Raw genomic sequence first — 21,497 nt, forward strand, 5'->3', positions numbered from 1 at the left:
TCACCTGCTCTAGAGCGCGTTTATCTTCCTCAGAGCGCGTTCATGTGTGTGGGACCGCGTTCCCGCCTTCGGTCCCCAGGTGGGGGTACAGGGTGCTCCTGCACGTGGGAGGACGTCCGACGTCGACGTCGTCGCCTGGTGCGGTGGCCGAGGGTGCCCGCGCACGCGGGAGGGCGTCCACCTGGGGTGTCCCGCATCCTCTGTCCGGCAGTCGGTGCCACCACCTGGGACGCCCACCTGGGGCGCCCACCTGGGACGGGTAGTCTGTCCCCGGAAAGCGAGGTGCACCCGTGGCACGACCCTCCGTCCCCGTCATCGCCCTGACCGGCTACCTGGGCGCGGGCAAGACCACCGTGCTCAATCACCTCCTGCGTGCCCCCGGGGCGCGCCTGGGCGTGGTGGTCAACGACTTCGGGGACATAGGCGTGGACGCCGCCCTGGTGTCCGGGCAGGTCGACGAGCCCGCCTCCGTGGCCGGGGGCTGCCTGTGCTGCCTGCCCGACGCCGGGGCCCTGGTCCCCGCCCTGGAGCGCCTGACCCGTCCCCGCCTGGGGCTCGACGCCGTCATTATCGAGGCCTCCGGCATTGCCGAGCCCCCTCAGCTGGCACGTCTCATCCGCTCCCTGCCCTGGCGACGCACCCGCTTCGGCGGGCTTATTGACGTGGTCGACGTCGTCAACCAGGCCGCCACCGTGGACACCGGAGCGGCCCCGCCCGCCCGCTACGGGGCCGCCACCTTAGTGGTCCTGACCAAGACCGACCTGCTGGACCCCGGCGGGCGCCAGGCCGTCGTGGAGCGCCTCACCGCGCGCGTCCGCGCCCACAACCCCCGGGCCACCGTGGTGGTCGCCGACCACGGCCGTATCGACCCCCTGCTGGTGGCCGACGTCTCCGGCCCCGTGGCCGGGATTCAGGGGGAGGCGGTCCAGGACGAGCTCCCCCTGGCCGAGGTCAGCCGTCAGGAGCGTCAGGAGCGCGAGCCCGGGTGCGCCCACCACGCCCACGTCGTGACCGTCCCGGCGCCCGGGCACGTGGACCCCGGGAGCCTGGCGGACCTCCTGGAGGACCTGCCCGCGGACGTCTACCGGCTCAAGGGGGTGCTCGCCCTCGCCGGGGGCGGCTCGCGCCGCGACAGGCCCCGGGAGATCGTGGTCAATGTCGTCGCCGGGCGGGCCCACCTGGAGGACGGTCCTGCCGGGGCCCCGCAGCACGGCCTGGTGGCCATCGGCCCCCACCTGGACACCGAGGCGGTGCGCTCCCGCCTCCAGGCGGCCCTGCGCCCGGCCCGGGCCCCTGACCCTGCCGGCCCGGCCCGTCTGGAGCGGATCCGGCGTCGGGGCCGGGGCCTGTGAGAGCCCCCGGGAAAGTTCCCAGGAAGCTGTGAGGTGGTAGTGGGGTGTTCTCCCAGGGGCGGTGTGCACTATTGGCTGTGCCGCCGGACGGTGGCGACCGCGAGACGTTGGGGAGCGTCGGTGACCGGCCGCCTCCGGAATGCCGGACCGCAGCCCAGGGACTGCGACCGTGCGCTCGGCGAAGGAGGCACGGCCTCCCGGGATGGGAACCGGGAGGCGGCCTCGTGCGATGGGCCCGACCCGGTGATATCCGGGCCGGGCCTTGTCGTACCTGCCAGGCCCGCCGGGGCCGACCAGGGCGCGTGGGCGCCTACCAGCCGCCCTGCGTCAGCGCGGCCCGTGGCCCTCGATGAACAAGGGGGCGTCTCTGGGGCGCCGCAGGGGCGGCCGGGGGAGTAGCCGTGGACCTCACCGCCAGGCGGCCGCTCGCGGGCCCCAGGTCTCCGGCCTGCGTTCTGTCCGTGGGGCCCGGGACGCTATCGTCGAGGTGTGGGAAGTAAGCCGTGTCCTGCCTGTGGGGGACTGCTCCTGAGAAGGTAGGGGACAGTCATGGTCTGGAGCCGTGGCCCTTACCGGCAGGGGGCCGCCGGGCTCACCGTGAGGTGAACAGCTCACCCAGGCGCGGGAAGGTGCGACTCGTAAGGACGGTGGCGTCAGCGCGCTCCAGGACGAAGTCGTAGCGCAGGCCCGCCGCGGCCAGCTGCTGGGGGGGCGTGAGGAACAGCGCGGTGGCGATCCCGTCGGCCTGCGCGCAGGTGCCCGCCACCGCCCACGTGGCCAGCACGTCACGGACCGGCAGCCCGGTGAGCGCGTCCAGCACGTGGTGCAGGCCCTCCCCCCAGGCCCGCTCGCTCACCCCGGAGGCCGCCAGCGCCCCCCTGCGCAGGGTCACCACGCCAATGACCCGTCCGGGGCTCCCCGGCTCCTCCAGGCCCAGGCGTACCGGCGTGCCGCTGCGGACCACCAGGTCCCCCGAGGCGTCCACCACGACCTCGTCCACGCCCGCCCGCCCCAGGGCGTCCGCCACCATGTCGACCAGGAAGCCCTTGCCCACGGCGCCGACGTCGACCAGCGCCGGGCGGGGCAGGGTCAGACGGTCCCCGTCACGGCGGACCTGTCCCCAGGTCAGGCGGCCGCGGCGGGCCCCCAGGCGGTGCAGGGCGCCGTCGCGCACGGTGAAGGAGTAGGCCGGGTCGTAGCCGAGCTCGACCAGGTCGGCCCCCACCAGCGGGTCAATGCGGCCCGCGCTGGCCCGGTGGAGCAGGTCGTAGAGGGCCAGCATGCGCCCCGAGCCGCGGGGCAGGTCCAGGACCACCGGGCCCGGCGTGCCGCGGGTGCCAGCCTCACCCAGGCCGCCGACCTCACCGCGGGCGGCACGGCTGACCAGTGAGTCCTCCCGGAACCGGGACCACACCCCCTCGTAGGCGTCAACGAGCTCGAGCACCTGCCCACGCGCCCCTGGCGGGAGCGCACGGCGAGTCAGGACCCGCCAGGGGCAGCCGGTGGCGGTAAAGGACCAGGTGTGGTCCCAGCAACACCCGGAGGACGGTTCTCGAGCCGTAACCGGCCCCATGGTGCGGGATGTGTCAGGCACCCCCGACACGCTGTGACCTCCTTCACTTTGACCTGAAGAATATGGTCATCCTATCCTACCTAAAAGGAGCGCGCCTCCACTTCTTAGGTACGTCTAAATCTACCCACTTCCCCCTGAAAGCCATGTGAGCGAGTATGTCAACTGCCTCTGCCGGTCGTACGGCCCCCCGGCTCACCGTCCCCCTCACGGCCCTCCTGGCCCTCCTGGCCCTCCTGCTGGCGCCCGGGGCCCGCGCCTCCGAGGCGGACACCGACCACGGCACCTGGGGCGAGGTCGCCGCCGTGGTCACCCAGGACCTCGACAACGGGCTCGCCCGCTACCAGGCCGGTGACACCTCCGGCGCGGCCGCCGCCTTCCAGCGGGCCTACAACTCCGGCTACGTGGCCTCCAACCTGGCCGCGGTGGTCACCGACCGGCTGGGCAAGGAGACCATGACCACCCAGAAGGACGCCTTCGCCTCCCTGCGCCAGGCCGCCTTCAAGACCGGCAACGAGCAGGTCCTCTCCGAGGGGGTGGCCTCCCTGAGCAGCTCGGTGACCCAGTCCGCCGCCCAGCTCGACGCCCTGACCGACCTGCTGAACCCCAGGGACTACGCCGCCCAGCGCGCCGCCACCACGGCCACGGAGCGCGCCGCCCTGGACGCGGCCAAGACCCAGGTCAACACCGGCCGGGGCGAGCGCACCTGGGGCGAGGTCGCCGTCGAGATGACCGACCTCATTGACCGGGGCGTGGCCGCGGCCGTCTCCGGTGACGGCAGGGCCGGCAGCGACCTGGTCAACCAGGCCTACTACGGCTACTACGAGAAGCTCGGCTTTGAGAAGACCGTCATGTCCGCCATCTCCGGGGACCGGGTCTCCCAGGTGGAGAACCAGTTCAAGGTGGTGCGCAAGGCCATGGTGGGCGGTGAGGACGCCCAGACGGTGACCTCCGCGGCCGCCGAGCTCAAGAGCATGATCACCCAGGACGCCGCCACCCTCGACGCCGGGGCCGCCGACCAGGTCAACCCGGTCAAGTCCTTCCTCACCAGCTCCTTCGGGCAGGCCCTCATTATCCTCCTGCGCGAGGGCCTGGAGGCCATCCTCGTGGTGGCCGCCATTATCGCCTACCTGATCAAGGCCGGGATGAAGGACCGCGTCAAGCACATCTACCTCGGTATCCTCCTGGGCCTGGTGGGCAGCGGGGTCGTGGCCGCCCTCTTCGCGTGGCTGTTCGACTCCGCCTCCTCCCACCAGGAGATCCTGGAGGGCGTCGTGGCCCTCATCGCCATGCTCATGCTGCTGTTCACCTCCAACTGGATGCTCTCCAAGAGCTCGGTGGCCTCCTGGAACGCCTACATCAAGGACCGGACCCAGGCCTCCGTCTCCAACGGCGGGGTGTGGGCCCTGGCCTCCCTGAGCTTCCTCGCCGTCTTCCGCGAGGGCGCCGAGACCGTCATGTTCTACCAGGCCCTGCTCACCATGGACCGCGGCGGGGCCGCCTCCGTCTGGCAGGGGTTCGCCGTGGGGTGCGTCATCCTCGTGGCCGTCTTCCTGCTCATCCGCTTCACCAGCGTCAAGATCCCGCTGCGGCCCTTCTTCGCCGTCACCAGCTTCCTCATGGCGCTCCTGGTGGTCATCTTCGCCGGCGGCGGCGTCCACGCCCTGGTGGAGGGCGACGTCGTGTCCGGCACCTACGTCCAGGGGGTCCCCACCTACGACTACCTGGGCGTCTACCCCTACGTCGAGACCCTGGCCGCCCAGGGGGTCATGGCCGTGGTCGTCGTGGTCCTGGCGGCAGTCTCCCTGCTGCGCCGCCGGGCAGGCGCCGCCGCGGCCACCGCGGCGTCGGCTGCTTCCTCGGCGGCGGCCTCCTCTCCGGACGGTGCCGCCTCCTCGGCGTCACCCTCCTCTCCGGCCACCGCGGCATCGGCTGCCTCCCCGGACGGTGCCGCCTCCCCGGCATCACCCGCCGGGCAGCCCGCAGCCCGCTCCGCGACCTGGCCGCAGGCCGACGACTGACACCAGGCTTCCCGGGCCCGCCCGGAAGACCCGGTCGCACCAAACCCGGTGCGGCCTTCCCCGAACCCGAACAAGAACAAGTGAGGATCCTCATGCGTATCCGCAAGCCCCTCATCGTCGCCGCGACGCTCGCCCTGGCCGGTACCCTGAGCCTGAGCGCCTGTGGCGGCGACTCCTCCAAGGAGGCAGCCCCGTCCGCCACCGCCACCGAGAAGGCGGAGGGCGGCAAGGGCTTCCAGGAGTACCCGGTGGGTGACGACCAGATCGGCTACGGCAACGGGAACGTCGGCGAGATCAACGTCTCCCTGGTCTACTTCCAGCCCGTGGACATGGAGCCGGCCGGCATGGGCCTGAAGGCCTCCGAGGCGTCCTTCCACCTGGAGGCCGACATCTCCGGCCTGGAGGGCAACGACCTGGGCTACGGGGCCGGTGACTTCGTCCCCGGCCTGACAGTGGACTACACCATTACCAACAAGGCCACCAACACCGTCGCCGCCGAGGGCACCTTCATGCAGATGAACGCCTCCGACGGCCCCCACTACGGGGGCAATATCGCCCTGCCCGACGCCGGGGAGTACACCCTGGCCCTGAAGATCCACTCCCCGGAGGAGAACGGCTGGATGCTCCACTCCGACGAGGAGACCGGTGTCAAGGGCCGGTTCTGGACCACGCCCATCGAGCTGAGCTGGGACTGGAACTACACCCCCCAGCAGTGGTAGGCCCACTGGCCTGAGCGCCGCCCCTGCACCGGACAGGGGCGGCGCCCGGGCGCACCAGGCCACGCACACCCCCGGGACGACCCCGCCCCGGCTCGTAAGGACTCGTAGGATAGGGACTCTCATGCTGGAACGTTTCGTCGCCGTCGTCGGAGGAATGGCCCTGCCGTTCCTCCTCGTGTCCGGGCTCGCAGTGGTCCTGGTCCCCCACCAGCCCCGGGGGTGGGAGCCCTCCAGCCGGTGGCGCGCCGCCTGCGCCCTGACCGGGCTGGTCGCGGGGTCGGTCTTCGCCGTCCTGCGCGCCACCGCCGTCCTGCGCTCGCGCTCAGCGGTCAGCCTGCCCACCCTCTACGCCTGCGTGGCCGCCGACGTGGTCCTCCTGGTCCTCCTGGCGGCCCAGGTCGGGCGCCCCCGGTGGGGCGGTAGCGGCCGCCTGGGCCGCGCCACCAACGTGCTGGCCTGCGTGGTGCTGGCCCTGGCCTTCTTCCGGGCCGTGCCCGAGACCGTCCTGCAGCTCACCGCCTTCATTGAGCCCGGCAGGCAGACCGTGTCCTCCGAGATGCTCCTGCGCGTCCTGGGCTTCCTGTCCGGCTGGGTGGCCTGCGCCGTCCTGGCGTTCCTGGTCTACCGGGCCGCCCGGCGCTCCCCGGTACGCCTGACCCGCCTGACGGTGTGCGCCTTTATGGCCCTGGTGCTCTTCACCCACGCCACCGACCTGCTCACCGTCCTGCACGCCAACCACCGCATTGTCCTGCACGGGGCCGCCTTCCGGCTCCTGGTGTGGTTGACCAACAACGCCCAGTCCACGCTGCTGATCACCACCGCCGCCGTCCTGCTGGTACCCCTGGCGGTGGCCGCCGGCCTGACCCTGCGCCGGGCGCCGGCCGCCGCCAACCCCGCCCGGGCCCGGGCCGCCGTCGCCGGGCGCCGCCGCACCCGCCGGTGGGTGCTGGCCACCGCCCTGGGCGTGGGGGTGCTGGCCACCACCCGCACCTACGGCGTGGCCAAGGTCAATGAGGTCCCGGTCCTGTCCGAGCCCGAGCCCTACCGGCTCGAGGACGGTACCGCCTACCTGGCCCTCACCACCCTGGAGGACGGCCACCTCCACCGCTTCGAGTACAAGGCCTCCAACGGTGCCGCCGTGCGCTTCATCGTCATCCTCAAGAACGGCGGCGCCTACGGCGTGGGCCTGGACGCCTGCGAGAACTGCGGCCCCTCGGGCTACTACGAGAAGGACGGCAAGGTGATCTGCAAGCGCTGCGACGTGGCCATTAACCCGGCCACCATCGGCTTCAAGGGCGGCTGCAACCCCATCCCCCTGGCCTTCGACGTCGTCGGGGGGGACCTGGCCATCGCCGAGGCCGACCTGGAGGCCGCCAAGAAGGTCTTCGCGTGAGCCCCCGCACCCACCGTCCCCGCCCGGACGCGGGGCCCCGGCGGGTCCCCGTCCCCTCGTCCGCCCCGGAGGTGGCCTGATGTTCTTCACCCGACTGCTGCGCCGGTCCTTCACCAGGCAGCTGCGCCGCCGCTCCCTGGTCGTCCTGACCGTGGCGCTGTCCGCGGCCGTGAGCGTGGCCATGCTCGGCGTCGTCCTCGACGTGGGCGACAAGCTCAACGCCGAGCTGACCACCTACGGCTCCAACATCACCGTCCAGCCCAAGGCCCAGGGCGTGGTGTCCGACCTGTACGAGACCAGTGAGGACACCGAGGCCACCGCCTTCCTCAACGAGGCCGACGCCGCCAGCCTCAAGACGATCTTCTGGGCCTACAACATCGTGGACTTCGCCCCGGTGCTGACCACCCACCTCACCGTGGCCGGCGCCGGGGGATCCTCCCTGACCGGGGTCAAGGCCGTGGGCACCTGGTTCAACAAGGAGGTGTCCCTGCCCACCGGGCAGAGCGTCACCGCGGGCATGACCACCCTGCGCTCCTGGTGGGCCTGGAAGGGGACCTGGCCCACCGACGACGGCAGCCAGGTCGCCCTGGGCTCCTCCCTGGCCTCCGAGCTGGGGGCCTCGGTGGGCGACACCCTCACCCTGGGCGGGACCGCCGGTGATCACACCCTGACCGTCAGCGGGATCTACACCTCCAAGGACGGTGACGACAAGGTCCTCTACGCGCCCCTGTCCGTCGTCCAGCACGTCTCGGGCCACCCCGGCAAGGCCGAGCGGATCGAGGTCAAGGCCCTGACCACCCCGGAGAACGACCTGAGCCGCAAGGCCGCCTCCAACCCCAGGGCCCTGTCCAAGGCCGAGTGGGAGACCTGGTACTGCACGGCCTACGCCTCCTCCATCACCTACCAGATCGAGGAGGCCGTCCCCGGCTCGGTGGCCAAGCAGGTCCGCCAGGTCGCCGCCGTGGAGGGCAACGTCCTGGTCAAGACCCAGGCCCTCATGATCCTCATGACCGCCCTGAGCCTGGTGGCGGCCGCCCTGGCGGTAGCCTCCCTGACCACCGCCTCCCTGGTGGAGCGCACCGGCGAGTTCGCCCTCCTCAAGGCGGTAGGCGCCTCCTCGGCCGCCGTCAACCGGCTGATCCTGGGGGAGACGGCCGTCATCGGCGTGGCCGGCACGCTCCTGGGAGCCCTGGTGGGATCGGGCCTGGCCCAGCTGATCGGCAAGGTCGTCTTCGGCTCGACCATCACCATGCGGCCCATGGTCTTCGTGCTGGTGGCGGTGCTGGTGTCCCTGGTCCTCCTGGCGGCCACGGCCTCCTCCATGCGCTCCATCCTGCGTATCCAACCGGCTACGGCCCTGCACCGGAGGTGACGGACATGAGCGAGACCACCCCCACGACCACCTCGCGGACGCCCCGCGGGACGACCAACCGGCGCCTGTTCGTCCGCATGCTCGCCGCCGCCATGCGACGCCGCCGTTCACGGGCCCTGGCGGCCGTCCTGTCCTCCGCGGTGGGCTCGGCCACCCTGTTCTGCCTGGCCGCCGTCTGCCTGGCGGTCCCCGCCCAGATGAGCGCCCAGATGCGCCAGTTCGGGGCCAACCTCATTGTGGTGCCGGTGGCCTCCGAGGGCTCCGCCCCCCGGATCTCCTCCCAGGAGGCCGCCGACGTGGACGCCGCCGTGGCCACCGCCCTGGGCGTGGGCACGGACCAGCTGGCCACCGCCGCCTACCGCTACGAGACGGTGCGTATCAACAAGTCCCCCTACATGCTCGCCGGTATCGACGTGGACCGGGTCCGGACCCTCAACGGGCACTGGGAGGTGACCGGCCACTGGCCCGGCCCCGGGGAGGTCCTCATTGGCTCCGACGTGGCCGAGGCCGCGGGCTTCACCGTCGGCTCCACGGTCACCGCCGAGTACCTCTCCAGCGACAACCTGGACCTGGGCTCCCAGACCTCGGTGGCCCCCGACGGGTCGGTGAGCTCGGACCCGCTGACCCCCACCGCCGCGCCCACGGGCACCGCCACCACCGCCCCGGGCCACGCAGGTCACTCCGGGCATGCCGGGCAGTCCGGTCAGGGTTCGGTCTCCTCCGACGACGCCGGCGCGTCCAGCTCCCAGGCCACGGTGGGCCACCACCACACCGGGCCCGTCCCGGGCTCCAAGGCCTGGTCCACCGCCGCCGCCTCCCAGGACTCCGCCAACCCGGCGTCGCCCACCGCACCCGGCCAGGCCCGCTGGCAGGTGGCCGGGATCGTGGACACCGGCGGCAGCGAGGACGACATCGTCTACGCCAACGCTGCCGACGTGGACGCCCTGACCGGCGTGAGTGCCCCGGGCTACGACGTCCTGGAGTTCAGCGTGGACACCGCCGCCGCCCCCATGTCCACCGTGGTCGACGCCGTCGCCGCCACCGGCGACTCCGTCCAGGCCCAGCCGGTCGCCAAGATCACCAGCGGCGACACCCGTATTATCACCATGCTCAACACCCTCTTCTGGGTGGTCTGCGTGGTGGTCCTGGCCCTGACGCTGGTGGGCGTGTCAACCACCATGACCGTCATCGTCTCCGAGCGTCGCAACGAGATCGGCCTGCGCAAGGCCCTGGGGGCCTCCGGGCGCGCCATCGCCGTCGAGTTCTACTCCGAGGCCGCCCTGCTGGGGCTGTTCGGGGGCCTGGTGGGGACCGCCGTCGGCTACGGCCTGGCCGTGGCCGTGCTCCTGGGGGTGTTCGACTCCGCGGCGGGCTTCGGGTGGTGGCTGGCCCTCGTCTCGGTGGCGGTGACCGTCCTGGTGGCGGTGGTCGCCGCCTACCGGCCGGTGCGCCGCGCCGCCTCCATCGACCCCGCGCTCGTCCTGCGAGAGGAATGACATGCTGCTCGAGCTCTCCCACGTCTCCAAGATCTACGGCGACCTGGCCGCCGTGGACGACCTGAGCCTGACCGTCCCCAGGGGCCAGTGGCTGTCCATCGTGGGCTCCTCGGGGTCGGGCAAGACCACCCTGATGAACATTATCGGCTGCATGGACACCCCCACCAAGGGCACCGTCACCCTGGACGGGCGTGAGCTGGGCTCCCTGACAGCGGGACAGCTGACCGACATCCGTAAGAACGTCATCGGCCTGGTCTTCCAGCAGTTCCACCTCATCCCCCACCTGACCGCCGTGGAGAACGTCATGGTGGCCCAGTACTACCACTCCATGGTCGACGAGAAGGAGGCCCGCCAGATGCTGGACTCCGTCGGCCTGGCCGACCGGGCCCACCACCTGCCCAGCCAGCTCTCCGGCGGCGAGCAGCAGCGGGTGTGCATCGCCCGGGCCCTGATCAACAGGCCCGAGCTGGTCCTGGCCGACGAGCCCACCGGCAACCTCGACGAGACCAACGAGCAGCTCGTCCTGGACATCTTCGGACGCCTCCACGCCCAGGGCACCACCCTCATCGTCGTCACCCACGACGCCCACGTCGCCTCCACCGGACAGCGCCAGATCCTCCTCAACCACGGGCGCCTGGTGGGGGAGAAGACCAACGAGGGCTTCGAGGGCCACCGCGCCGCCGACATGCTCGACTTCGAGGGGCAGGGCCTGGAGGGCGCCCAGGAGCCCGGTGACCACGCCCCTGGCACCCCGACCGCTAAGGAGACCACGTCATGAACCACCCCGCCCTGCGGCGCCCGGCCGCCCTCGCCGGGATCCTGATCGCGACGGCGTCGCTGGTCTCCTGCGCCGGCGGCGAGACCCCCAGCTCCGACGAGTACGCCAGCCGCCCCCAGACCCAGGCCCCCGGCACCCAGGAGCCCGCGGCCTCGGCCACCCCCTCGGACTGCTGCGACCACACCACCGCCCCGCCCTCAGCCTCCTACACGGACGGCACCTACACGGCCAGCGAGTCCTACGGGCCGGTGGACGACCTGGTGGAGGAGGACTCCATTGACGTGACCGTCACCCTGAGCGGCGGCGTCATCACCGACATGAACGTCACCGGCCACCCCCTGACCTCCGTCTCCCGGGACTACATGAAGGGCTTCGTGGCCCAGATCGAGGGGGCGGTCACCGGCAGGAGCCTGGCCGACGCCCACGTCACCGCCCTGGCAGGGGCCTCCAAGACCTCCAAGGCCTTCAACCGGGCCATTGACGCCATTGCCTCCCAGGCCCAGCAGTGAGCCGGGCAGGGTGCGCCGGGGGCCACGCCGCTGACAGGGCGGCGGCCACCGCGGGCGGGCCGGGGGTCCACGTTCCCGGAGATGCGTAGGGCCCTGGCAGATGCGCCAGCCCGGGGCGCGCCGGGAGCCCACCCTGGGTGCTGGCCTCTACGTAGCAAGCGGGGGCGGGCCGGGGGAGCGCCGGCCGCCTCGGGTCAGGTCGGTGGGGTAGCGGGGCCGGGGGAGCGGCTCAGAGCTCCGGCAGCAGGGGGCGCACCTCCGCCAGGGCCTGGGTGCAGGAGGCCAGGGCCGTGTTCAGGTGCAGGCGCAGCTGCCTGTCCGTGACCCCGGTGGTCAGGTCCACCAGGTAGATCGTGCGCACCAGCGGTCCCACCGGGGTGTCCACCAGGGCCACCGTGGGGAAGAACTTGTCCCGGTTCCAGTCGTTGACGCTGGCGGCCAGCTCGTCACGCTGCCCCGGCAGGGCCGGCTCCTGCCAGTCGCCCGAGACCAGCAGCCATCCGGGGTGCTCGGCAGGCTCCTCAATGACGAAGGGGAACCCGTTCCACGTACCCAGCAAGGAGGGGTGCTCCTCATCGACGTGGTCACGCACGTGGTAGCCCATCGACTTGCTCAGCATGGAACGCACCCGACCCAGGGACAGGGCCGGCACCTCCAGGGCCGCGGCGGGCTCACGCTCCACCATCTGCCTGGGGGCGGGCTCGGGGACCCTGGGCTCGGGGCGGCGGGGCTGGCGCACCGCCCCGAGCAGGGAGGCCAGCAGGGTGCGCCAGGTGCGGGGGCGTCCGGCAGGGCTCATGGCTCCAGGCTCCCACGCAGCGGGTCGGGGAAGGTCTCCTCCGCCTCCCGCATGAGGGCCACGATCAGCCGGCAGCTGGTGAACACGAAGGAGTCGAGCTGGTCGTCCGTCATCCCCGCCGCCAGCGGGTAGGTGACCTCCCCGTGGAGACGGACCACCCCGGCGTCGGAGAGCGTCAGGTAGGCCTTGGGGCCGATCCGGGTGGCGTTCCAGTCCTCCACGAGCTGGCGCAGGGACGCCAGGTGCTCGGTGTCCGCGATCCGGTGCCACAGCCCGCGCAGCTGGAAGGCGCGGGTGTCCTGGAAGATGACGTGGACGGTGACACTGCGCCACGGGATCCCCACGTCCCCCTCGTCGTCCACGAAGGACCGCAGACCGAGGCGGCTGAGGCTGTCCAGCACGCGCGCGACGTCCACCGGGGCGGGCATGACGGCGGTGGGCATAGCACCAGCCTATCCTGGGAAACAGGTCCTAGAGCCACCCTCCGCCCGCCGCGACACGCCTCACTGGCCGGGGTGCCGGCAGGGGTAGGCAGGACCCGGGAGCCCCTCGCCCGACGGCCCGACCAGGCCCGTATCCTTAAGGTCATGAGCGTCCGCGTCGCCGTCGTCGGCCCCACCGCCACCGGCAAGTCCGAGCTCGCCCTCGACCTGGCCGACGCCCTGGGCACGGCAGACGGCACCAGGGGCACCGAGGTGCTCAACGCCGACGCCTCCCAGCTCTACCGGGGCATGGACGTGGGCACCGCCAAGCTCCCGGCACAGGGGCGCCGCGGCTACCCCCACCACCAGATCGACGTCCTGGACGTGACCCAGCCCGCCAGCGTCGCCGCCTACCAGCGCCACGCCCGCGCCGACCTGGAGGCCATTGAGGCGCGTGGCAACCGCGCGCTCATCGTCGGGGGCTCGGGGCTGTACGTCCGGGCCGTCACCGACGCCCTGCACTTCCCCGGCACCGACCCCGCCGTGCGCGCCGCCCTGGACCAGCGCCTCAGGGCCCGGGGCGGGGCCGCCCTGTGGGAGGAGCTCTCCCACCGCGACCCCCGGGCCGCCGAGCGGATCGACGCCGCCGACACCCGCAGGGTGGTCCGCGCACTAGAGGTGATAGAGATCACCGGACGCCCCTTCTCCGCCAACCTGCCCCGCTATAAGGACCTCGTCCCCACCGTCCACCTGGCCCTGCGCCCACGCCGGGACCTGCTCAACCGGCGTATCGAGGCCCGGGCCAGGGCCATGTTCCTGGGGCCGGGGACCAGGCCCACCAAGGAGGACGCCTCCACGCTCCTGACCGAGACCACCGCCCTCCTCGCCCGGGGCTTGCGCCAGGGGCCCACCGCCAGCCAGGCCATCGGCTACGCCCAGGCGCTCGCGGTCCTCGACGGGCGCATGGGGGTGGAGGAGGCGATCGCCGCCACCGCCCAGGCCACCCGCCGCCTCGCCAGCTACCAGGCCAAGTGGTTCCGCCGCGACCCACGGGTCCACTGGCTGGACGTGGCCCTGACCGAGGCCGGTGAGCTGCCCGCCGGCGAGCGTGACCGCCTGGTGGGCCAGGCCCTGCGTGTGGTGAGCGACGCTGAGGGCGTCGTGGGCTCCAACGCATAGGCTGTACTCATGACGCACAGCGACACCAGCCCGGGTACCGGTGGCGCGTTGTCGGGCCGTACCCTCATCAAGGGCCACGGAACCGGCAACGACTTCCTGCTCCTCATTGACCCCGAGCGGGAGGTGGCCCTGACCGCCGGTGACGTCGCCGCCGTGTGCGACCGGCACCGGGGCGTCGGGGCCGACGGCCTGGTCCGGGTGGTGCGCACCGCCGCCCTGGAGGGGGCCCGGGCCTTCCACGCCGCCGTCCCCGAGGCGCAGTGGTTCATGGACTACTACAACGCCGACGGCTCCGTGGCCGAGATGTGCGGCAACGCCTCGCGCCTGTTCGCCGCCGTCCTCCTGTCCGAGGGGCTGGTGGACGTGCCCGACGGCGCCAGCCTGACCATTGGCACCCGGGGCGGGGCCCGCACCCTCACCCGCATGGGGGACTACTGGACGGTGGACATGGGGCCCGCCCGCCTCACCCTCCTGCCGGGCACGTCCGCCACCGACCCCGACTGGCCCGGCTGGGACACCGTCGTCACCGTCCCCGGCCTGCCGGGGCAGCGGGCCGCCCTGAGCCTGGCCGTGCCCAACCCGCACACCGTCGTCGCCCTGGGCAGCCGCGAGGAGCTGGAGGCCGCCGCCCTGGCCGGCCTGACCGGCTCCGGCGCGCCGGTGGCCTACGACCCCGTGCCCGAGGCCGGCACCAACCTGGAGCTGGTCGTGCCCCTGGCGGAGCAGACCGACCCCGGCACCGGTGAGCGCGTGGGCGTGGCCCGGGTGCGCGTCCTGGAGCGCGGCGTGGGGGAGACCCTGGCCTGCGGTACCGGGGCCTGCGCCGTGGCCGTCGCCCTGCACGAGTGGGAGGGGCCGGGCGCGCCGGAGGACTACCGGATCATCCTGCCCGGCGGGGAGGTCGGGGTGCACGTGGGGGCCGCCCCCCTGGCGCAGGGCTCCACCGTCCTTCTGACCGGCCCGGCCCAGGTCGTCGGGCGTGTCACCCTGACCTGACCCGCCGTGCCCCCAGTCCGCCACCACCCCAGCGGGCGCGCCCGGAGCCCTGAGTGACCACCACAGGAGGCCCTCAATGACCACGTCCACGACGGCGCCACGCCGCACCTCCACCACCGTCCTGACCACGGGCCTGATGCTCTTCGCCCTGTTCTTCGGCAGCGGGAACCTCATCTTCCCTCCCGTGGTCGGGGCCTCCGCCGGGAGCCACTTCCTGCCCGTGCTCCTGGGGTTCCTGGCCACGAGCGTCCTGCTGCCCCTGACCGCCATCGTGGCCGTGTCCACCTCGGGGGAGGGCATTCTCGGGCTGGCCCGGCGCGTGGGGCCCAGGTTCGGCGTCGTCATGCCGCTGGCCGTCTACCTGTCCATTGGCCCGCTCTACGTGGCGCCCCGGGTGACCACCGTGTCCTACGAGCTGGCCACCCGGCCCGTCCTGGAGCTGCTGGGCCTCACCCCCGGGCGCCCGGCCCTGTTCGTCCACGCCGTCGTCTTCCTGGGGGTCACGGTCCTGGTGGCCCTGCGCCCCAGCCGTATCGCAAACCGGGTGGGCAGGTGGCTCACCCCGGCGCTGCTCCTGCTCCTGGCCGTGCTGTGCGTGGCGACCGTGGCCGGCTCCTCCCCGGTGGACCGGGCCGCCACGGGGGCCTACGCGAGCGCGCCCCTGACGACGGGGCTCACGCAGGGCTACCTGACCATGGACGTCCTGGCCGCCTCCGTGTTCGGCATCGTGGTCATCCAGGCCCTGCGGGACCAGGGACTGCACGGCACCCGGCAGGTGGCCCGCGCCACCGTCAGCTCGGGGCTGATCGCCGCCGTCCTCCTGGCGGTGGTCTACGTCGGCCTGGCCATGATCGGGCAGCGCACCGGCGGGGACGTGACCGACGGCGCGGGCCTGCTGCGTGCGGCGGCCTCGGCGAACCTGGGGACCCTGGGGACCCTCCTGTTCGCCGCCATCGCCGTCCTGGCCTGCCTGACCACCTCCGTGGGTCTGCTGTCCTCCTGGTCCGGCTACGCCGTCACCGTGGTGCCGCGCCTGCCCTTCGACCGCCACCTGCTGGTCTCCGCGCTGGTCTCGCTGGTCCTGGCCAACCTGGGCCTGTCGGAGATTATCGTGGTGCTCTCACCGGTCATCGTTATCCTCTACCCGGTCGCCATGACCCTGGTGGTGGTCACCCTGATCGACGTCGCGGCCCCCGGCCACCTGCGCGCCGCCTACCTGTGGCCGGTCGCGGCCAGCACGGTGCTGGCGGTCCTCTCCGCCCTGCCGTCCCTGGGCGAGGAGAGGGTCAGCGCCCTCCTGGCCCGCACCGGGCTGTGGAACGACTCCACCGGCTGGATCCTGCCCACGCTCCTGGCCCTGGCCGTCGGGCTGGTCGTGGACGTGGGCACGGGCCGCTGGTCCACCCCCGCCCCGGACGCCTCCGGGATACAGGAGGAGGTGGAGCACGTGATCGCGTCCCTGTCCTGAGGTGTGCTACACCGGGGTCCCGCCTGGCCCCGGTCGCGCGTACGCTGCGAGGGTGCGTCACCCCCAGCCCTCAGGGCAACTGCCCACCTTCACCCCTGAGCAGCGCCGGATCCTCCCGGTACTCCTCATCCCGGCGTTCGTCTCCCTCCTGGCGGTCTCCAGCGTCAATGTGATCCTGCCGGCCATCGCCGCCTCGGTACCCACGAGCACCGGGGGCCTCCAGCTCGTGGTCTCCGGCTACTCCCTGGTCTTCGGGGTGCTGCTCGTCCCCGCCGGGCGGGCCGGGGACGTCATGGGGCGCGGGCGGCTCTTCGTGGCGGGGCTGGTCCTGTTCGGCCTGGGTTCCCTGGCCGCGGGCGTGGCGCCCTCGATCCTGGCGCTCAACCTCGCCCGGGTCCTCATGGGGGTGGGCTCGGGGCTGTTCAACCCGCAGGTCACCGGCCTGATCCAGCAGTACTACGCCGGGGCCGCGCGCGGGCGGGCCTTCGGCCTGTTCGGCGGGGTCATCGGGGTCTCGGTCGCGGTGGGGCCCCTCATGTCCGGCGCGCTCATCGGGGCCCTGGGCGACCAGTGGGGGTGGCGCTCCTCCTTCCTCGTCTTCGTGCCCTTCGCCCTGGCCGGTGCGTGGGTCGCCTGGCGTGCCCTGCCGCCTACCGCCTGGGGGCGCCCTGACGCCGTGCCGGGTGCGGGGGCCGCCCGGGGTGCCGCGGTGGCTGGCGAGACGGCTGGCCGGGCTGGCGGCTCCGGGCCGGCCCCACAGGGGCCCGCGGCGCCGTCGGGCCGTGGCCGCCGTCCGGTTGACCTGGACCCGGTGGGCATGACCCTCCTGACGGTGGCCACGGGCCTGGTTATGGTGCCCTTTATGGAGTACCAGCGGGGGGCGTGGGTGTGGGGCCTGCTCGTTGCGGGCCTGGTCCTGGTAGCGGGGTGGGTGGCCTGGGAGAGGCGCTACGCGGCCCGCGGCAGGGCCCCCATGGTGGACCTCAGTCTCTTCCGCGTCCCCTCCTTCGCCTACGGGAGCCTGGCCATCGCCGTGTACTTCATGGGCTACACCTCGATCTGGATCATTACGGCCCAGTACCTCCAGGCTGGCCTGGGCTACTCCGCCCTGGCCAGTGGGCTCATGGGCCTGCCGGCCTCCGTGGCCAGCGCCGTAGGCGCCTCCGTCTCCGGGCGCAGCGTCACCCGCGTGGGCCGGGTCATGGTGCTGCGGGGCATGGTCCTGGGGCTCGTGGGCCTGGGGGCTACCGTCGTCGTGGTCCACCTCAACGCCGTCCTCGCCCTGAGCCCGTGGTGGATGGCGGTCACCCTCCTCCTCCTGGGCGCGGGGCAGGGCCTGGTGGTCTCACCCAACCAGACCCTCTCCCTGGCCGACGTGCCCCTGCCCTACGCGGGTGCCGCGGGCGGGATTATCCAGACCGGGGAGAGGATCGGCACCGCTATCGGCATCTCCGCCATTACCGGCCTGGCCTTCTCCGTGGCCCGGGGCTCGGGTTGGCACACGGCCTCCCAGGTGGGCCTGGGGGCGATCGCCGCCGTCATCGCCGTCTCGGCCCTGGTGGCCTGGGCCGACCTGCGTGCCAGTGCCCGGCGGGACCGGCGCCCGCCGTCGCTGGGGCGGGCCGGTGGGGTGCCGGACGAGCCGGGGACCGCGGTGTGAGATGCCTGACCGTTACCGCTGAGGGCGGGAGCGGTAGGCGGACACTACCCTGGTGCCTGTGAGGTATGACAGGCGTCAGACGGTGCTCAGTGTCCTGGCCGTGCTGACCGCGGCGGCCACAGGACCGGCGCTCATGGGCGGTCACGCCCCGTACGACTTGTCGCCCGAAGGAGCGCAGGCCACCGCCACCACCGTGGCGCAGGCGTCCGCCTCCGCCCAGAAGGCTCCCTCGCGCCCCACGCTGACCTCCGTGGACTACCAGGTCACCTACGACGGGACGGTCTATAACAAGACCGCCCTGGTCTACCTCCCGCACCCGGACGCCCCCCTGAGCCGGGACACGAACTTCCTCTACCTCATGCACGGCTCCTCCCAGTCGGCCCAGGACATGGCCAGCCAGCTCCAGCCGGTCCTGGAGGACATGACCCGGAAGGGCACCCTGGACACGGTGGTGGTGTTCACGACCTACTACCCGGACCCGAGCCTGGACTCCGACAGTGACGACTGGATGCTGGACGAGCCCCTGGTCACCTTCTTCACCGACCACGAGCTCACGGAGGCCCTGGTCCCGGCGGTGGAGGCCCGGTACCGCTTTGGCACGACGCCGGAGCAGGTCAGGACGAGCCAGCTCGTGGACACCCGTGACCACCGGGCCTTTGGCGGCTTCTCCATGGGCTCGATCATGACCTGGGACGTCCTGGAGGACCAGCTGCCGTTCTTCTCGCGGTTCATGCCCGTCTCCGCGAGCAGCTGGGAGGTTGACGGCTACCAGGGCGCCGAGGCGGCGCAGGCCACCGCCGAGCACATCTCCGCCGAGGCCGCGCAGGTCGGGACCACGTCGTTGGACCTGCGGATCTATGCCGTGGTGGGGGAGAAGGACATCGAGGAGACGCAGTTCATGGACCTCCTGGTCGATACGCTGCGCACCTCCGACCCGGAGCTGTTCACCTCGGAGTCCCTGACCTACACGGTCATGCCGGGTGGCGGGCACGACCTCGGGGTCTTCACCAAGGCCTTCGAGGACAACGTGCCCGGGCTGTTCGACTGAAGGGTCCCTCAGCGGGTCACGCGCAGCACCCGGTACCCCTTGGACGACGAGGCCCTGGTGGCCTGCCAGCCCTCGGCGCGCAGCCAGGCGGCCAGGGAGTCAGCACCCAGGTTCCTCTGGACGACGAGCCAGGCCTGCCCCTGCTCGCTAAGGAGGCCGAGCCACGTGGTCAGCAGGGCGTGCAGGGCCCCCTTGCCGATGCGGACCGGCGGGTTGGACCAGATCAGGTCCAGGGTGGTCCCCGCCTGACGCAGTGAGGCCAGGGCCTGGTCGGCCAGGGCCGCGTGGACGGTCAGGCCGTTGGCGACGGCGTTGCGGGCTGTCAGCTCCACGCACCGCTCGTTGATATCGACGGCGTGGACGGTCGCGTGGGGGGCGGCGCCAGCCAGGGCGAGGCTAATGGGCCCCCACCCGCACCCCAGGTCCAGGAGGGTGCCCTGCTCGGGCGGGTCGGGGACGTGGGCGAGGAGGACCTGGGTGCCCTTGTCCAGGCGGTCGGCGGAGAAGACCCCGTTCGCGGTGGTGACGGTGAGGTCACGCCCCCGGATTGTGAAGTGGTGGGTCCGCTCCTCGGTAGGGGTGCTGGGGCCTGGGGTGAAGTAGTGCTCGCTCACGCCACCAGGGTAGTGGCGGCACGGCGGGCGGGGCCGCCCGCGTCCTCCCGTCCCTCCCCTCCGTCCCGCCCGCCCTTTCGTAAGAACGGTACTTATTCGTCGCGAGAACGGTACTTGTTCGTCGTGAGAACGGGTGTGAGCTGGTGGTGTCTGGGTGGTGCTGCGGGCGGGGTCCGGGGCGGGTGCTGCTGGGCTGCTGCCTGGGTGCCGGTTCGGTTGGGTGGGTGTGGGACGTGGGTCCTGGTTTGGGGGGTGTGGGTGTGGGGGTGTCTGGGGTTCTGGTGTGTGGTGGTTGTGGTGTGTGTGCGTGGGTTGGGTGGTGGTGTTATGGTGGTGTGTGTCGTCTGGTTGGCGGTGGGGTTGGTCGTGGTGGCGCTGGTGCCGCCGGGCCCGCCCCTGGTGTTCGTCGTTTTCCTGGGTGTGTGAGGGGGTCGTGATGGTGCGGGTCCGGTCGTGGACGACGCCTGTCCTGGTGGTGGTCATGGTGTCCGTCCTGGTGGGGTGCTCTGGCGGGGCTGGTGCGGGGGCGTCGCCGAGTGTGGATCCCTATGAGGTGGGGGCCAGCGCGATGGCGGCTGCGGCCTCTGCGTCGGCCAGTGCGCGGGCCAGTCGTGACGCGGCCCTGGGGCCGGACCTGGCGGCCAGGCGCGAGGCGGCCCTGGCCACACCACCACCGGAGCGGCCCGAGAACCTGGGTGAGGACAGCCTGGAGGCGGCAGCGGCCGCGGCCGTGTACTTCCTCCGGCTCTACCAGTACGCCTTCGTCACCGGTGACACCAAGGACTTCGAGGCCATGAGCGAGCAGCAGTGCAAGTTCTGCAACAACATTATCGACAAGGTCACCAGGCTGCACCAGGAGGGGGGCTGGGCCGACCCCTGGGAGCAGACCGCCGAGAAGGTCGAGGCCTACCCCCTCAACCCCGGATACGAATACCACCAGGTAGACGTCACCCTGCACAGCGGGGACATCTCGACCCACCACGGGGACGGCTCGGACGGAAAGAACTCCCCGGCCGAGACCAACCTCGTCCGCATAGCGATACGTTATCACGACGGCACATGGACCGTAGGGGGCACGGAGGTAGTAGAGTCATGACAGCAAGGTTCCTGCGCGGTCTCGGGGTGCTGGCCTCTCTCTCATTCGTCACCATCGCTCCTGCGGCACAGGCCGACGGAGACTCGTCAAATGCCGCCATCACCGGATCATCAGAAGGAAACTCCATTACGCTTATTGGTGATCAGTATGAGCGTCTGGATCCGGCTGCGGGTGCGGGGTCGGGTTCGTCTAGTGGTTCTGGGTCGGGTTCGTCTGGTGGGTCGTCTGACGTGGTGGTGTCGTTCTCGGTGTCGAAGCCGGGCAAGACCCCGCTGGTGTGCGTGGCCTACGCCCCGGACCCCGGCCACCTGTTCTGCAGGCCCTACGAACCCGAGGAGCCCGAGGAGCCCGCCCCGGCAGTGGTGCCGGTGGTGGTCTCGGCCAGGGACGTGGCCTCCCTGATGGTGGACGGGTCGGGCATCACCCGCCAGCCCCCTGGTACCACGGCCCGGGTGGACGTGGACCTCATCGCCTACACCGACCCCTCCACCCGCACCCTGTCCACCACCGTGGCCGGGGTGGCCGTGGAGGTCGAGGCCACCCCCACCTCCTACCACTGGGACTGGGGCGACGCCACCACCACGACCACCACCAGCCCCGGCGCCCCCTGGCCCCACCAGACCCTGACCCACCGCTACCACCACCCCCAGACCGGCGTCCACCTCACCCTGACCACCACCTGGACCGCCCGCTACCGCCCCCAGGACGGAACCTGGCACGACGTCCAAGGCACCGTCACAACAACCCAACAGTCTGACACCTTCAACCTAGTAGACACCACAACACACCTCACCGACCACGCAGAGCACAAACAAGGACACTAAACAACCCCCAGCACCCACCCCCGCACACAATAAGTACCGTTCTCACGACGAACAAGTACCGTTCTCACGAGAGGGTGCGAGGCAGCACACCAGCGGCCAACCCCACCCCACCGCCCGTACTCACCGACACGCCGCCCACCAGGAGCACAGAGCCTGACGAGCCGCCCGCGCCTTGAATCCA

The 21,497-nt window shown here is 72.0% G+C and carries 19 protein-coding genes; 15 read left to right on the plus strand and 4 right to left on the minus strand.

Going from position 1 to position 21,497, the window contains the following annotated elements:
- Nucleotides 1–290: 290 nt before the first annotated feature.
- Nucleotides 291–1,352, plus strand: coding sequence for a CobW family GTP-binding protein (locus tag C3V41_RS01720; protein ID WP_106108841.1), 1,062 nt, complete (start codon nt 291–293; stop codon nt 1,350–1,352).
- A gap of 592 nt (nt 1,353–1,944) precedes the next feature.
- Here C3V41_RS01720 and C3V41_RS01725 read toward each other — a convergent pair.
- Entirely contained in the window at nt 1,945–2,796 is an 852-nt protein-coding gene (locus C3V41_RS01725; protein ID WP_254423643.1) for an FAD:protein FMN transferase, read from the minus strand.
- A gap of 284 nt (nt 2,797–3,080) precedes the next feature.
- On the opposite strand from C3V41_RS01725, the gene C3V41_RS01730 reads away from it, so the two are divergent.
- The 7 genes from C3V41_RS01730 to C3V41_RS01760 all read left to right on the plus strand — a co-directional run bounded on the left by C3V41_RS01730 (nt 3,081) and on the right by C3V41_RS01760 (nt 11,210).
- Nucleotides 3,081–4,943 carry an FTR1 family iron permease gene (locus tag C3V41_RS01730; RefSeq protein WP_106108842.1) on the plus strand — a complete coding sequence of 621 codons (1,863 nt, stop codon included), beginning with the start codon at nt 3,081–3,083 and terminating at the stop codon, nt 4,941–4,943.
- 92 nt (nt 4,944–5,035) lie between these two features.
- A complete protein-coding gene (locus C3V41_RS01735; RefSeq protein WP_106108843.1) occupies nt 5,036–5,662 on the plus strand; it encodes an iron transporter in 627 nt (208 codons plus the stop codon).
- 121 nt (nt 5,663–5,783) lie between these two features.
- Entirely contained in the window at nt 5,784–7,055 is a 1,272-nt protein-coding gene (locus C3V41_RS01740; RefSeq protein ID WP_106108844.1) for a DUF2318 domain-containing protein, read from the plus strand.
- A 79-nt stretch (nt 7,056–7,134) separates the two neighbouring features.
- Complete coding sequence (locus C3V41_RS01745; protein WP_106108845.1) at nt 7,135–8,427, plus strand: ABC transporter permease; 1,293 nt, start codon at nt 7,135–7,137, stop codon at nt 8,425–8,427.
- Nucleotides 8,428–8,432: 5 nt separating this feature from the next.
- Nucleotides 8,433–9,923, plus strand: a complete 1,491-nt coding sequence (locus C3V41_RS01750) for an ABC transporter permease (protein WP_106108846.1) — start codon at nt 8,433–8,435, stop codon at nt 9,921–9,923.
- Between the two features lies 1 nt (nt 9,924).
- Nucleotides 9,925–10,701, plus strand: coding sequence for an ABC transporter ATP-binding protein (locus C3V41_RS01755; RefSeq protein ID WP_106108847.1), 777 nt, complete (start codon nt 9,925–9,927; stop codon nt 10,699–10,701).
- Complete coding sequence (locus C3V41_RS01760) at nt 10,698–11,210, plus strand: FMN-binding protein (RefSeq protein WP_106108848.1); 513 nt, start codon at nt 10,698–10,700, stop codon at nt 11,208–11,210. The genes C3V41_RS01755 and C3V41_RS01760 overlap by 4 nt, the downstream gene beginning before the upstream one ends.
- A 229-nt stretch (nt 11,211–11,439) precedes the next feature.
- Here C3V41_RS01760 and C3V41_RS01765 read toward each other — a convergent pair whose 3' ends face one another.
- Complete coding sequence (locus C3V41_RS01765; RefSeq protein ID WP_174714738.1) at nt 11,440–12,009, minus strand: YbjN domain-containing protein; 570 nt, start codon at nt 12,007–12,009, stop codon at nt 11,440–11,442.
- Nucleotides 12,006–12,452, minus strand: coding sequence for a YbjN domain-containing protein (locus tag C3V41_RS01770; protein WP_106108849.1), 447 nt, complete (start codon nt 12,450–12,452; stop codon nt 12,006–12,008). Before C3V41_RS01770 ends, C3V41_RS01765 begins: the two co-directional genes overlap by 4 nt.
- A gap of 144 nt (nt 12,453–12,596) precedes the next feature.
- Here C3V41_RS01770 and miaA point away from each other — a divergent pair, with 144 nt between their 5' ends.
- From miaA to C3V41_RS01795, 5 genes are all read left to right on the plus strand, one after another.
- Nucleotides 12,597–13,610, plus strand: a complete 1,014-nt coding sequence (gene miaA, locus C3V41_RS01775; protein WP_106108850.1) for a tRNA (adenosine(37)-N6)-dimethylallyltransferase MiaA — start codon at nt 12,597–12,599, stop codon at nt 13,608–13,610.
- Between the two features lie 9 nt (nt 13,611–13,619).
- A complete protein-coding gene (gene dapF, locus C3V41_RS01780; protein WP_106108851.1) occupies nt 13,620–14,606 on the plus strand; it encodes a diaminopimelate epimerase in 987 nt (328 codons plus the stop codon).
- 76 nt (nt 14,607–14,682) lie between these two features.
- Nucleotides 14,683–16,074 (plus strand): branched-chain amino acid transport system II carrier protein, encoded by a 1,392-nt coding sequence (gene brnQ, locus C3V41_RS01785; protein WP_106108852.1) that lies wholly within the window; start codon nt 14,683–14,685, stop codon nt 16,072–16,074.
- A 52-nt stretch (nt 16,075–16,126) separates the two neighbouring features.
- The gene (locus tag C3V41_RS01790; RefSeq protein ID WP_106110592.1) at nt 16,127–17,734 is read left to right on the plus strand and encodes an MFS transporter; all 1,608 of its coding nucleotides are present in this window, start codon (nt 16,127–16,129) and stop codon (nt 17,732–17,734) included.
- A 58-nt stretch (nt 17,735–17,792) separates the two neighbouring features.
- A complete protein-coding gene (locus tag C3V41_RS01795) occupies nt 17,793–18,782 on the plus strand; it encodes a hypothetical protein (protein WP_129591453.1) in 990 nt (329 codons plus the stop codon).
- Between the two features lie 8 nt (nt 18,783–18,790).
- On the opposite strand, the gene C3V41_RS01800 is transcribed toward C3V41_RS01795, so the two are convergent.
- Complete coding sequence (locus C3V41_RS01800) at nt 18,791–19,396, minus strand: class I SAM-dependent methyltransferase (protein ID WP_106108854.1); 606 nt, start codon at nt 19,394–19,396, stop codon at nt 18,791–18,793.
- A 436-nt stretch (nt 19,397–19,832) separates the two neighbouring features.
- Here C3V41_RS01800 and C3V41_RS01805 point away from each other — a divergent pair, with 436 nt between their 5' ends.
- Entirely contained in the window at nt 19,833–20,492 is a 660-nt protein-coding gene (locus C3V41_RS01805) for a DUF6318 family protein (protein ID WP_129591454.1), read from the plus strand.
- Nucleotides 20,493–20,722: 230 nt separating this feature from the next.
- Nucleotides 20,723–21,316, plus strand: coding sequence for a zinc transporter (locus C3V41_RS01810; protein WP_106108856.1), 594 nt, complete (start codon nt 20,723–20,725; stop codon nt 21,314–21,316).
- Nucleotides 21,317–21,497: the final 181 nt, after the last annotated feature.

The organism is Actinomyces sp. oral taxon 897 (assembly GCF_002999235.1).
Lineage (GTDB): Bacteria > Actinomycetota > Actinomycetes > Actinomycetales > Actinomycetaceae > Actinomyces.